General features: G+C 30.1%; 14 protein-coding genes. 8 read left to right on the forward strand and 6 right to left on the reverse strand.

Features of this window, described 5'->3' with window-relative positions:
- The first annotated feature begins 23 nt into the window (after positions 1-23).
- Genes ACQY31_RS06810 through ACQY31_RS06845 form a run of 8 tightly spaced genes read left to right on the forward strand, consistent with a single transcriptional unit; the run spans position 24 to position 7,476 of the window.
- Positions 24-365, forward strand: coding sequence for a tRNA-binding protein (locus ACQY31_RS06810; protein WP_428081206.1), 342 nt, complete (start codon positions 24-26; stop codon positions 363-365).
- A gap of 2 nt (positions 366-367) precedes the next feature.
- Entirely contained in the window at positions 368-961 is a 594-nt protein-coding gene (locus ACQY31_RS06815; RefSeq protein ID WP_428079726.1) for a LysE family translocator, read from the forward strand.
- Positions 962-964: 3 nt separating this feature from the next.
- A complete protein-coding gene (acnA, locus tag ACQY31_RS06820; RefSeq protein WP_428079729.1) occupies positions 965-3,634 on the forward strand; it encodes an aconitate hydratase AcnA in 2,670 nt (889 codons plus the stop codon).
- A gap of 1 nt (position 3,635) precedes the next feature.
- The gene (locus ACQY31_RS06825; protein WP_428079731.1) at positions 3,636-4,280 is read left to right on the forward strand and encodes a tetratricopeptide repeat protein; all 645 of its coding nucleotides are present in this window, start codon (positions 3,636-3,638) and stop codon (positions 4,278-4,280) included.
- Entirely contained in the window at positions 4,273-5,571 is a 1,299-nt protein-coding gene (locus tag ACQY31_RS06830; RefSeq protein WP_428079733.1) for a PQQ-binding-like beta-propeller repeat protein, read from the forward strand. The genes ACQY31_RS06825 and ACQY31_RS06830 overlap by 8 nt, the downstream gene beginning before the upstream one ends.
- Positions 5,572-5,573: 2 nt before the next feature.
- Positions 5,574-6,005 carry a hypothetical protein gene (locus tag ACQY31_RS06835; protein WP_428079735.1) on the forward strand — a complete coding sequence of 144 codons (432 nt, stop codon included), beginning with the start codon at positions 5,574-5,576 and terminating at the stop codon, positions 6,003-6,005.
- Positions 6,005-7,060 carry a cell division protein ZapE gene (gene zapE / locus ACQY31_RS06840; protein ID WP_428079737.1) on the forward strand — a complete coding sequence of 352 codons (1,056 nt, stop codon included), beginning with the start codon at positions 6,005-6,007 and terminating at the stop codon, positions 7,058-7,060. Before ACQY31_RS06835 ends, zapE begins: the two co-directional genes overlap by 1 nt.
- On the forward strand, positions 7,057-7,476 hold the full coding sequence (locus tag ACQY31_RS06845; RefSeq protein WP_428079739.1) for a secondary thiamine-phosphate synthase enzyme YjbQ: 420 nt from the start codon (positions 7,057-7,059) through the stop codon (positions 7,474-7,476). The genes zapE and ACQY31_RS06845 overlap by 4 nt, the downstream gene beginning before the upstream one ends.
- A 1-nt stretch (position 7,477) precedes the next feature.
- Here ACQY31_RS06845 and ACQY31_RS06850 read toward each other — a convergent pair whose 3' ends face one another.
- Genes ACQY31_RS06850 through ACQY31_RS06875 form a run of 6 tightly spaced genes read right to left on the reverse strand, consistent with a single transcriptional unit; the run spans position 7,478 to position 13,234 of the window.
- Positions 7,478-8,899, reverse strand: coding sequence for a cryptochrome/photolyase family protein (locus tag ACQY31_RS06850; protein WP_428079741.1), 1,422 nt, complete (start codon positions 8,897-8,899; stop codon positions 7,478-7,480).
- 5 nt (positions 8,900-8,904) lie between these two features.
- Positions 8,905-10,035: a diaminopropionate ammonia-lyase gene (locus tag ACQY31_RS06855; RefSeq protein WP_428079742.1), complete on the reverse strand. Its 1,131-nt coding sequence runs from the start codon at positions 10,033-10,035 to the stop codon at positions 8,905-8,907.
- Between the two features lie 3 nt (positions 10,036-10,038).
- Positions 10,039-11,364, reverse strand: a complete 1,326-nt coding sequence (glnT, locus tag ACQY31_RS06860) for a type III glutamate--ammonia ligase (RefSeq protein WP_428079743.1) — start codon at positions 11,362-11,364, stop codon at positions 10,039-10,041.
- Positions 11,365-11,381: 17 nt separating this feature from the next.
- On the reverse strand, positions 11,382-11,531 hold the full coding sequence (locus ACQY31_RS06865; RefSeq protein WP_428079744.1) for a hypothetical protein: 150 nt from the start codon (positions 11,529-11,531) through the stop codon (positions 11,382-11,384).
- 60 nt (positions 11,532-11,591) lie between these two features.
- Positions 11,592-11,822, reverse strand: a complete 231-nt coding sequence (locus ACQY31_RS06870) for a hypothetical protein (RefSeq protein WP_428079745.1) — start codon at positions 11,820-11,822, stop codon at positions 11,592-11,594.
- Positions 11,823-11,833: 11 nt separating this feature from the next.
- The gene (locus ACQY31_RS06875) at positions 11,834-13,234 is read right to left on the reverse strand and encodes an ammonium transporter (protein WP_428079746.1); all 1,401 of its coding nucleotides are present in this window, start codon (positions 13,232-13,234) and stop codon (positions 11,834-11,836) included.
- Between the last annotated feature and the right edge of the window lie 43 nt (positions 13,235-13,277).

The following is a 13,277-nucleotide window of genomic DNA, read 5'->3' on the forward strand; positions in this document are numbered from 1 at the left end:
TTAAAACACTATATTATATTATGATTAAAGAGCAAATTACCTATGACATTTTTGACAAAGTCGATATTAGAGTTGGCACTGTAATTTCAGTTAAAAAAAATGAAAAGGCTAGAAAACCATCTTTAGTGGTTGAAGTAGATTTTGGAAGTGAAATAGGCATCAAACAATCATCAGCTCAAATTACTCATTATTATAATGAGGAGAATTTAAAAGGAAAACAAGTTATTGCAGTTTGTAATTTTCCTGAGAAAAATATTGCTGGTGTAGTTTCACAAGTATTAGTTTTAGGAGCAATAGATACTGAGGGGAAAGTTACTTTAGTACACCCATCACAAAAAGCTGAGAACGGTTTACCAATTGCTTAGTAATGCATCCTGAAATTCTTTCGATAACTTTATTTGGAATTGTTGCTGCATTTACACCTGGTCCTAATAACTTTGTTGCTTTTTATTCTGGTTTTAACTTTGGTATAGTTAGAACACTTCCACATATAATCGGAGTTACTCTAGGTTTTCCATTTTTATTATTATGCCTAGCTTTAGGTTTGATAAATATATTTAAGCTTTATCCTTTAATTCAAGAAATATTAAAATATTTAGGAACTCTATTTTTGATTTATTTAGCTTATAAAATCTCATTTTCAGGTCCATCAAATCAAGAAAATAAAAATAAAAATCCAATTAAATTTCATGAAACTTTTATCTTTCAGTTTCTAAATCCAAAAGGTGTAATTGCATCTATAATTCTTGTATCTACTTATATAAATCCAGGAGAAACATTTGTGAGTTATACGACTCAAATTCTTTTTATGGCTTTACTAGTTTCAGTAACAAGTATAACTCTATGGACATTTTTGGGTAAATTCTTTAGGAAATTTGCGACAAATCAGAAATTTATTAATTATTTTAATTATGCTATGTCACTGCTTCTTTTAACAAGCATAATAACTTTTTATTTATAAAATATGACACCAGGAAACAAAAATTCTTACAACTCACTAAAAAAAATTAGCATTGATAACAAAGAGTACAATTATTATTCATTAAGTGAAGCAGAAAAAAATGGGCTGGATGGGATTAATAAACTTCCAAAATCTCTAAAAGTTTTATTAGAAAATTTATTGAGATATGAGGATGATTTGAGTGTTACAAAATCTCAAATACAAGCAATTAAAAATTGGCTAGAAACAAAAAAATCAAAAACTGAAATTGCATATAGACCTGCCAGAGTTTTACTCCAGGATTATACAGGAATTCCCGCTGTTGCAGATCTAGCTGCTATGAGAGAGGCTGTTAAAGAAAAAAATAAAGATCCAAATACAATCAATCCATTATCAGCAGTTGATCTTGTAATCGATCATTCTGTTCAAGTTGATCAATCTGCAAAAGCAGATTCATTTGAAAAAAATGTAGATATAGAATTCAATAGAAATGGTGAGAGATATTCATTTTTAAAATGGGGACAACAAGCTTTTGATAATTTTAGAATTGTCCCTCCAGGAACAGGAATTTGTCATCAGGTAAATTTAGAATACTTATCTAAAGTAGTTTGGTCTGAAGAATTTAAAGGTGAGAAATATATATTTCCAGATACACTTGTCGGCACAGACAGCCATACAACGATGGTTAATGGTCTTTCTGTTTTAGGCTGGGGAGTAGGCGGTATTGAAGCTGAAGCAGGAATGTTGGGCCAACCTATATCTATGTTGATACCTGAAGTGATTGGTTTTGAAGTTAAAAATAAAATGCCCGAAGGTACAACAGCAACAGATCTTGTTTTAACAGTGGTTAAAATGTTAAGAGATAAAGGTGTTGTTGGAAAATTTGTAGAATTTTATGGAGATGGATTAAAAAATCTAACTCTTGCAGATAGAGCAACTATTGCAAATATGGCTCCAGAATACGGTGCTACTTGTGGTTTTTTCCCAATAGATGGTGAAACTTTAAAATATCTAAAATTTTCAGGAAGAGATCAGCATACTGTTGAAGTAGTTGAAAAATATGCAAAAGAACAAGGTTTGTGGGCAAGTAATGATCTAGAGTTTACCGATGTAATTTCTTTAGACATGTCTACGGTTGTACCAACTATTTCTGGGCCAAAAAGACCACAAGATAAAGTTTTGTTAACTGATGCACCAACTTCATTTAAAAAAGTTTTATCTGAAGCAACTAACAAAGATCAAAAATCAACATCAAAAGTTTCAAATACTGATTATGAAATTCAAGATGGTTCAATTTTAATTGCTGCTATAACTTCATGTACCAATACTTCAAATCCAAATGTTTTAATTGGAGCAGGTTTGCTTGCTAAAAAAGCTGTTGAGCATGGATTAGAAGTAAAGCCTTGGGTTAAAACATCATTAGCACCTGGATCTCAAGTAGTGACTGACTATTTAGAAAAAGCTGGTTTAAATACTTATTTAGATCAATTAGGTTTTAATTTAGTTGGATACGGATGCACTACTTGTATTGGAAACTCAGGACCATTACCTGAAAATATAGTAGAAGCGATTCAAAAAGAAAATATTCACGCCGTTTCTGTACTATCAGGAAATAGAAATTTTGAAGGAAGAATTTCCCCACATATTAAAGCAAACTATTTAGCTTCTCCACCATTGGTGGTTGCTTACGCAATAGCTGGACATATGGAGTTTGATTTATACAAAGACCCTCTTGGAAAAAGTAAAGATGGGAAAGATATATTTTTGAAAGATATTTGGCCATCAAATCAAGAAATAGAGGATACTTTAAAACAATCTTTGAATGCTGATATGTTTATTCAAAGATACTCAAATGTTTCTGATGGTCCTACTCAATGGCAACAAATTAAAACTGAAAAAAGCAGTATTTATAAATGGGATGAAGGTTCAACTTATGTAAAAAAACCACCGTTCTTTGAAGGCTTGTCTGATGAACCAGAGGGATTTAAAGAAATTAAAGATGCAAGACCGTTATTAATATTAGGTGATATGATAACAACAGATCATATTTCGCCAGCTGGAAGTATACAAAAAGATAGTCCAACTGGAGAATATTTTATGGAACATCAAATTTTACCTAAAGATTATAATTCTTATGGTTCAAGAAGAGGAAACCATGAAGTTATGATGAGAGGAACTTTTGCAAATATTAGAATCAGAAATGAGATGGCTCCAGGAACTGAAGGTGGATTTACAAAATTATATCCTGAAGAAAAAGTAATGCCTGTTTATGATGCAGTAGTTGAGTATAAAAAAAGAGGAACTGATTTAGTAGTTATAGGTGGTAAAGAATATGGAACTGGCTCTTCAAGAGATTGGGCTGCTAAAGGAACTAAACTTTTAGGAGTAAAAGTGGTTATTGCTGAAAGCTTTGAAAGAATTCATAGATCAAATTTAATTGGAATGGGAATTTTACCACTGCAATTTAAAGATGGAGAAAATAGAAAAAGCTTAAATTTAGTTGGCTCAGAACTAATAAGCGTAGTTGATATTGAAAAAGGCATAAATCCTTCTGATGAAGTTGTTATAGAGATCAAATATATCTCTGGAGAAATTAAAAAAGTAAAGACTTTATCTAGAATAGATACTAAAAATGAGTTGGAATATTATAAAAATGGAGGAATTCTCCAATATGTGTTAAGGAACATGATTTAATATGGATGAAGATTTATCAATAATAAATGCAAATACTAGAAACGAAAAAATTAAGAATTTTTTTGTAAATAACAAAAAACTAATAATTTCTTCAGTTATTGTTTTAGTTTTGGTTGTAATAGGTGTTTACAGCTATGATAAATATACAACTGATAAAAAAAGGCAGATATCTGATAATTTTAATGCAATTACGATTGATCATTCTGAAAGTTCTAAAGATATAACTTTAAATAAATTATTGGAGATAATTAATCAAAAGGATCCAACTTACTCACCTCTTTCTCTTTATTTTATAATTGATAACAATCTTCTTTCTGATCAAAACGAAGTTAATAAATTATTTGATGTCATAATCGATGAAACTTCACTAGATGAAGAAATTAAAAATTTAGTTATTTATAAGAAGGCACTATTTAATGCAGATCAGGCAAATGAAGCTGATTTACTAAATATGCTAAATCCATTAATTAATTCAGAAAGCGTATGGAAATCACACGCATTATACTTAATGGCTGAATATTTTTATGCACAAGATCAAAAACAAAAAGCAAAAGAATTTTTTCAACAAATAACAACTTTAGAAAATCCAAATCCAGATATAAGAATAGAATCAGAGAAAAGATTAAACAGAGATTTGAGTGAATAGACTATTAGCATTATTTATTACATTTTTTCTTCTAAATAATTGTTCTTTCAATGAAAATTCAAGAATTTGGAAAGACAAGGAAAAAGATTTATCAGAAAAAGAAAATGTTAAAAAAATATTTGCAGAGGAAGAAGTAAAAGCCTCTGAATTTAATCAAGAAGTTAAACTTGATTTATCTGGATTAAGAACAACCAACAAAATAATAGATAATACCAATAACTACGGCGCTCAAAGCTATGAAGGACAATTAGAAAAAATAGGTAATTTTAAATTTTCAAAGTTAGATGAAATAAATAGTCTTAATTATAAACCAATTTTTTTATCAGATGGATTAATTTTCTTTGATAAAAAGGGTACAATTATTAGATACGATAATAATAAAAAAGTGTTATGGAAAAAAAATCATTACACTAAGTCAGAAAAAAAATTAAGACCAAAGTTAAATTTTGCAATTAAAGAAAACAACATTTTAATAACGGATAGTATTGCAAAATATTACTCAGTTAACCTTGAAACTGGTGAATTGAATTGGTCAAAAAATAATACCTATCCATTTAATTCAGATATCAAAAGTTATAAAAATAAATTTTTTGTTGTTGATTATAAAAATACTTTGAGATGTTATAAAATTGAAGATGGATCTGAATGTTGGAATTTACAAACAGAAGATTCGTTTACTATATCAAATGCAAAATATTCTTTAATAATAATTGATGAAATGGTTATATTTAGTAACTCAATCGGAGATATCACGGCAGTTGATATTGAAACTGGATTAATCACTTGGCAGTTACCAACTCAAAGCAGCAGTATCATCAATGAAACTTATAACTTTAAAATATCAAAACTAGTATCAGATGGAAATTCTATCTTTTTTTCTAATAATAAAAATGAATTTTATTCAGTGGATGTAAAAACAGGAGTAGTTAATTGGATAAATGATTTAAATTCCAATATCACTCCAATAATTACTGGTAATTTGATTTTTACTGTTTCTAATGACGGTTATTTGTATGTTGTAGAAAAAAACAAAGGCAAAATAATTAGAATTACAGATCTTTTTAACAATTATAAAATTAAAAAAAGAAAAGAAATTGAACCAGTTGGTTTTGTAATAGGTAATACTAAATTGTATTTAACAAATACTGATGGAAGAATAATAATTGCTGATTTAAGTGAAGGAAAAGTTTTAAACATAGAAAAAGTTTCTGGAGACATGATTTCAGAGCCATTTATATTTAATAATAATTTGTATGTAGTTAGAAACGGTTCTATCGTACAATACAATTAAATATGATCTTGAAATTTTTAGAAAAGATCGGAAGAAAAAAAGTAGTTCTAGATAGAGGACCATCACACCCAAAATTTGAAGAAGCAAAACCGTGGATGAATAGATATTATGTGATATTCAGAAATAGACCTAAATGGTTTCCATTTAATATATTAATCCATGAAATGTTAGATGATGATCATGGTGATGGGGTGCATAACCATTTATGCCCATACATTACAATAATTTTAAGAGGAGGGTACTGGGAAACAACAAAAAATGGAAGATTTTGGAGAAAGCCAGGATACATTGGTTTTAGATCAGCAAATGATTTTCATAGAGTTGATTTGGAACCAGGTACAAAACCAATGACAATATTTATTCCAGGCCCGTTTGGTTTACGAAAAGGACCACGATCAGAATATGGTATCGATTTTAAAACTAAAAGAAGTTAATGGCTCTACCTTTTGAAAAAGAATTTATATCTCACTGTAAAAAAAAAAATTTAGAAATTAATCCTAGTCAGATAGATTTAGTAAAAAAATTACAAGAATACTATGAGGGTAATTTCCAATCATTAATATCAAAAATTTTTCAAAGTCAATCTTTTAAAAAGGGGTTTTATTTATACGGAGATGTTGGTGTAGGCAAAACAATGATTTTAGATTTCTTTTTTGATCAATTAGATCATAAGAAATTAAGATCACATTTTAACGAGTTTATGTTGAATTTTCATAATTTTGTTCATGAGCGAAAAGGTAGTAACCAAGAAAATATTATTAATGAATTTGTTGAAGATTTAAAATCAAAAGCATTGATAATTTACTTTGATGAGTTTCAAGTAACCAACATTGTTGATGCTATGATTTTAGGAAAATTATTTGATCAAATCTTCAAAGAAGATATAAAAATAATTGTAACTTCCAATACTAAAATCTCTGAGCTTTACAAAGATGGTCTTCAAAGAGATCAGTTCAAACCATTTATAAAAATCATGGAGGATCAATCTTTTCAATACGAACTTGTAATTGAAGATGACTATAGAAAATCTAATAATTCTCAAGATAGATACTTTTTTCCACTTGATGAAGAAACTAATTTTAAAATAAATAAATTTTTTAGAACTATTACTAAAGATAAAAATAAAACTGAGAAAATAATTAATGTAAAAGGAAGAAATTTTAAAATAGAAAATTTTTATGAAGGAGTGGCTAGATTTGATTTTAAAACATTATGTGATCAAAATTTAGGTGCAGAAGATTATTTAGAAATTATTAAAAATTGTGTTTTTATAGTAATCGATCAAATACCACAGTTTGATAATTTTAATTCTAATCAACAGCAAAGATTTATTACTTTATTAGACATAATTTATGATAATACTGTTCCAATTGCGGTAACAGCTGATCAAAGTTTGGATAAATTTACATCATCAAAACTATTAGAAAAACCATTTGAAAGAACAATCAGTAGATTATACGAATTAACATCTAAAGTGATGAATTCATGAAACAAGAATTTTTTAATCTTCAAATAAACACAAATGGTCAAAAGTTATATGAATTTACAGATCAAACTATTAATTGGATAAATGAAAATAATTTTATGAATGGAATTTTAAATTTAAGTATTCAGCATACAAGTGCATCTTTAATTGTACAGGAGAATGCCGATCCAGATGTACAAACTGATTTGATTAAATATTTTGATAAGTTAGCACCAATGGATAATTCGCTTTATGTTCATACAACTGAGGGTAAAGATGATATGCCAGCTCATATCAAATCTGCATTAACGAATAATCAAATTTCTCTGAGTATTAAAAATAACGAATTATTACTGGGTACTTGGCAAGGTCTCTATCTGTTTGAACATAGATTAGAGTCTCAAAAAAGATCTATAATTCATCATTTTTTGGGAGAATAAGTTATTTTTTCTTCAGAGATTGAAATGCATCCAATGCTGCAGCTCTTGCTTTTTCATGAATTACTATTGGTTGTGGATAGTCTTTACCAATAATTGTTTTAATAGCTTCTTGATATTTGATTTCCATTTCCCAAGGTTTGTGAATAAATTTTGCAGGAACTTTATTTAATTCAGGAACCCATTTTTTTACATAAACTCCTTCCTTATCAAATTTTTCACCCTGAAGAATAGGATTAAAAATTCTAAAGTATGGTGCAGCATCAGCTCCACAACCTGCAACCCATTGCCATTGCGCAACGTTATTAGCTTTATTAAAATCAAGTAAGCAGTTTCTAAAATGCTTCTCTCCCTCTATCCAATTAATTCTCAAATGTTTTACCAAAAAGGATCCTACAACCATTCTAATTCTATTATGCATCCATCCAGTTTCGTATAATTCTCTCATACCAGCATCGACTATTGGATAACCCGTCATACCTTTTTTCCATGCTTTTAAAAACTTTTCATTTTTAGCCCATGGGAATTTGTCAAATTCTTTTCGAAAGTTGCCTTTTAAGAATTCAGGAAAGTAATTAATTAGACTATGAGAAAATTCTCGCCAACCAAGTTCGTTTATATATTTTCTATATCCTATTCCTTTTGATTTTAGCTCACTACACTTTTTCCAAATTGTATTCACATGAATTTGACCAAATTTTAAATATGGGGACAATCTAGAAGTACCATTTATAGAAGGGATATCTCTATTAGTCCCATAATCTTTAATTTTATTTTCTAATAAATCTTTTAGAATTTTCTGAGAATCATTTTCAGAAACTTTCCAATATTTATCAAATTTTTCATACCATTTTTTATTTGGTAAAATATTTTTTACATCAATAGAATTTTTAAAATAATTTATCGCTTTAGTTTTCTTTTTTACAGTGTAATTTTTACTTGGCGGTTGATTTAGATAAATTTGTTCAGCTGTTCTCCAGAAAGGTGTAAATACTTTAAATGGTGTACCATCATTTTTAGTTACTTCTTGAAATTCATTTAAAATATTTCCTTTAAAATATTTATATTCTATTTCGTTTTTTATAAATAGATCTCTTATTTTTTTTCCTTTAGATATAACATCTGGTTCATAAATTTTATTCCAATAGATATATACATCATCTTTTTTTTTAAGCTTTGAAAAAATATCTAACTCATCACCTTTTAAAATTTCTAGATTGATTTTAAATTTTGAAAGTTCTGTTTTTATTGACTCTAATGATTTAAATAACCACCATTTCTGAGCTTCTCTTTTATTATCAAATTCATTATTGTTATAAATATATAACGCAACCACATTCTCATGATTATTAGTTGCAAAGGAAAGAGCTGGATTATTATCAATTCTAAAATCTTCTCTAATCCAAAATATTCCAGTGCTTTTCATTATAATTATTTTTGATTTACTAATTTTTGATACATTTTTTGATCGGTATCGCCCTCACAACCAAAAATTAATACATTAGAATTTTTATTAAGATCAATTTTACTCTTAATTGTTTCATCTTCGCAGCTTGCAATTAAACTAATTACACCTGGAGCAGCATTTTCACCTGCAATTATACTCTCTTCACTAAAGCTTGCGTTTCCAAGTAATTTCATAGTTTTTGCAATATCATCATCGGGTAAACTTATACAGTGTTTAACTGAGTTTTTTAAGATTTCCCATGGCACAAGTGACACTTCTCCACACGACATCCCACCCATTAAACTTTCTCGTTTAATATCAATTTTTTCTATTTTACCAGTTTTAATACTTTCCATTACGCAAGCTGCACTATCTGGTTCTACGACTATTATCGTTGGAATATTATCTAGATATCTTGCAATCCCAGCTACCATTGCACCGGCCATACCACCAACTCCGGCTTGTAGAATAATATGAGAAATTTTTTCATCATTAATTTGTTCAGCTATTTCCTTCATCATTACTGAATAACCAGCCATTGTATATTTAGGTACCAGCATATAATCTTTCCAAGCAACATCCTGAACAATTTGCCAATCATTTTCTGTAGATTGTTTTATGCATTCAATCAAAGAATTTTCGTAATTACCTTTAACTTTAATAACTTCTGCACCTAGTGCCTCCATAGCTTTGCCTCTTGCATCACTTACAAATTCACTTATAAAAATTTTGCATTTTAAACCTAATCTTTTTGCACCCCAAGCAACAGATCTACCATGGTTTCCAGCTGTAGCAGTCGCAACTACTATTTCTTTATTTCCTTTAGTAACTTTTTCTACCGCATAAGCTCCTCCTAATGCCTTGAAGGATTTTAAATTAAACCTTTTATTTTCATCTTTATAAAAAATATTTTTTAAATTTAATTCTTTAGATAATTTGTTTAATTTAACTAGAGGTGTAGGGGAGTATCCTTCCCATTTTGAAATAGAGTTGTAAGCATCATCTATATCTGTTGAGGTTAATGAGCTTAAGATTTGATCTCTATTAAATGAATATTTTTTATTATCAGCAAATTCAGTCAATTTCCATTGATGACCGTTAGATAAAATACTCATAAGCTAACAATCTAATGTGTTATCTTTTTCCCATTTAGTGACTGCTTTGGCTTTATCAAAACTTTCTTTTGATTTGAATTCTTTGATTTCTATATCTCTTAATTTTATATAACTTGAAATAACATCTGATCCAAAAGCGTCATTCATACTTTTGTTATCTTTTAATTGAGAAAGTGATTGATCTAACTCATCTGGTAATTTTGGTAAGTCAGGATATTTTGCAAAGTCCTCATACATATTACAATGCAAAGGATTACCTGGATCAATATTATTTTTCATACCATCTAAGCCAGCCGCTAAAATACTAGCTTGTAATAAATATGGATTTGCTGATCCATCCATTAACCTTAATTCAAACCTTCCTGGATCAGGAATTCTAATCATATGTGTTCGGTTATTACCTGTGTAAGAAATACTACTAGGTGACCATGATGCTCCAGATTTTGTAGGTGGTGCATTTATTCTTCTGTAGCTATTAATTGTTGGATTAAAAAATGCTGACAACGATGATGCGTTTTTAATTACTCCACCTAAGAAATTATATGCAATTTTACTCAACCCAAGTTTATCAGACTTATCTAGAAACTTATTTTTCTTACCTTGCCAAACGGATACATGAGCATGACACCCATTACCTGTTAAATTATTAAATGGTTTAGGCATGAAAGTTGCTCTTAATCCATGTTTTTCAGCAATTGTTTTTACCATATATTTAAAAAAGGTATGTCTATCTGCAGTTTCTAAACAATCAGAGTAATCCCAATTCATTTCAAACTGTCCGTTTGCATCCTCATGATCATTTTGATAAGGACCCCATCCCATTTTAATCATGCAATCACAAATTTCTTTAATTAAATCATATCTTCTCATCAATGCAGATTGATCATAACAAGGTTTTGATTGAGTATCTCTTGGATCTGCAATTGACTCTCCATCAGGTGATATTAAAAAATATTCACATTCAACACCTGACTTCATTGTTAAATTTTGTTTCTTAAGTTTTTTAATTTGATTTTTTAACATTACTCTTGGCGATGCTTCCACTGGTTTGCCGTTCATCCATAAATCAGATGCTAACCACCCAACTTCTTTATTCCAAGGTAATTGAATTAAACTATCAGGATCAGGGATCCCAAACATATCAGAGTCTGCTGGCGTCATATCTAGCCATGCTGCAAAACCAGCAAAACCAGCACCTGCAGTTTGCATTTCTTTGATCGCATGAGCCGGAACAAGTTTTGATCTTAAAACTCCAAAAAGATCGACAAAGCTAATTAAGAAATATTTAATTTTTTTTTGTTTTGCAATTTTAAATAAGTCTTTAGCCATTACTTAGCTTAACATAATTATTTAAAAAAAGATAAGATAGTTTCTTTATAATAAATTAGATTGACAACTATAATAATTATTATTGCTAAAATTACGCCGTATTTAGCTTTAGGAAATACAACTCCTCTCATTTTTGAGGGTCTTAATTCTTCATTTTCATCTGTCATAACAAATTTAAATTAAAAAGGGCGCTATTAATTAAAATAGCGCCCAAATTTTTAGTTTAATTACCAATCGGTAATATTGCTTTTATGGTCATTGGCACCATGTCTCTTCTTCGCTAATCTTGAAAGCTCTTCACTTTCAGATTTTGCAGTTAAGATATGCCAACCAATCCATAAGATTATAGCAATTATTACCAGTATACCTTCACTAGATCCAGCACCAGGGTAAACAGCACCAACCACTTCCTCAGCTGGTTTGTTAAGGTGATCTATCCAGTTTGTTACTGTAGCCATATATTTCTCCTTTACCTGGTTGCAGATGAAACTGCTTTTTCATCGTCTTTAGCAGCCTCCATCATTTCATAATCTAGTCCAGCTATTTCTACTTCACGTGGGATTCTTAATTTACCCATACCGTGAAGCACTTTAGCTATGACGTAGCCTGGTATTAGTCCAAGAACAACAAACATAATTATTGCTCCGATGAACTGTCCAAGAGGATTGATTGTTGCATAAGTAGTTCCGTCCCACATAGCACCCACACTGTAACCAGATGATGGGTAACCCCATAAAACAAAACCACATATTACTAGACCAACAAATCCTGCATAACCATGAACTGCTACTGCACCAACTGCATCATCGATTTTGAACTTTCGTTCAACCCAGTAATGTAGTTTGTATGCAATCACAACACCGATCATACCAATGATCATTGATTGAATTGGATGATACAAGTCATTTCCAGCTGAAGCACAGATAACACCTGCTAGTCCACTAGAGTATGTCCAGAAAGGATCACCTTTAGCAATCCAATATCCAGCCAATAATCCTCCTGATAGTGACATCAAGAAGTTAAAGGTGATACCACTAAGTGTCGTAGGAGTTACATATATGTTTGTAGCTGTCCAATAAGATATACCCTCCATTCCATATTCTGGACCTAAGTCGAAAATTGGAATGTTACATGCAGCATAAAATCCCCAGAAACCAGTATAAATTAAAAATAATCCAACTGTAACTAACCAAGGATTTCTAGGCCCTATGTTTCTTGGTTCACCACTTGATGAGAATTTTCCAATTCTTGGACCCAAAACCATAAGAACACCTAAAGCAAAACCACCTGCAATTGCGTGAATTACTCCTGATGCATACGCATCATGATATCCTAAAAGTTTTAACATCCATCCATCAAAGTGCCATCCCCAAGCAGCATCAATTGTCCAAAATACAGATCCGATTGCAATAGCTAGAACACCAAATGCAAAAGTTGTAATTCTTTCAATGATAGCTCCTGAAACGATAGAAGCAGCTGTCCAAGAAAACAGAAGAAATGCAGCCCAGAAGACACCAGAAATGTGATCTCCTAGATTGATTGCCATAAGTTCACTTGTAGCTGTATACCAAGTAGCACTAAACGCAGACTCGTCTGTGATTAGAGCAGTACTTTCATTCATTATTGAAGGTGCTAATCCAGGTCCTGTTGGAAAAGCCCAGTAAATCCACCAACCAAATAAAAACCAAGTCACTGTTACCAAAGGTATCAGCATTGTATTTTTCATAAGAGTATGTTGATGGTGTTTGTATCGAGAAGCTCCAACTTCATACATACAGAATCCGACGTGTATTAAAAACATCAACACCACTGTTACCCAGTAGTAGAACTCTGTAAATATGGTAGTGAGAGCACCTAACTGATCAGTCATTATCTCTCTCCATATTAGTTTTGCTAAACTTTATAAAATTATT

Source organism: Candidatus Pelagibacter sp. (genome assembly GCF_965262185.1).
GTDB lineage: Bacteria > Pseudomonadota > Alphaproteobacteria > Pelagibacterales > Pelagibacteraceae > Pelagibacter.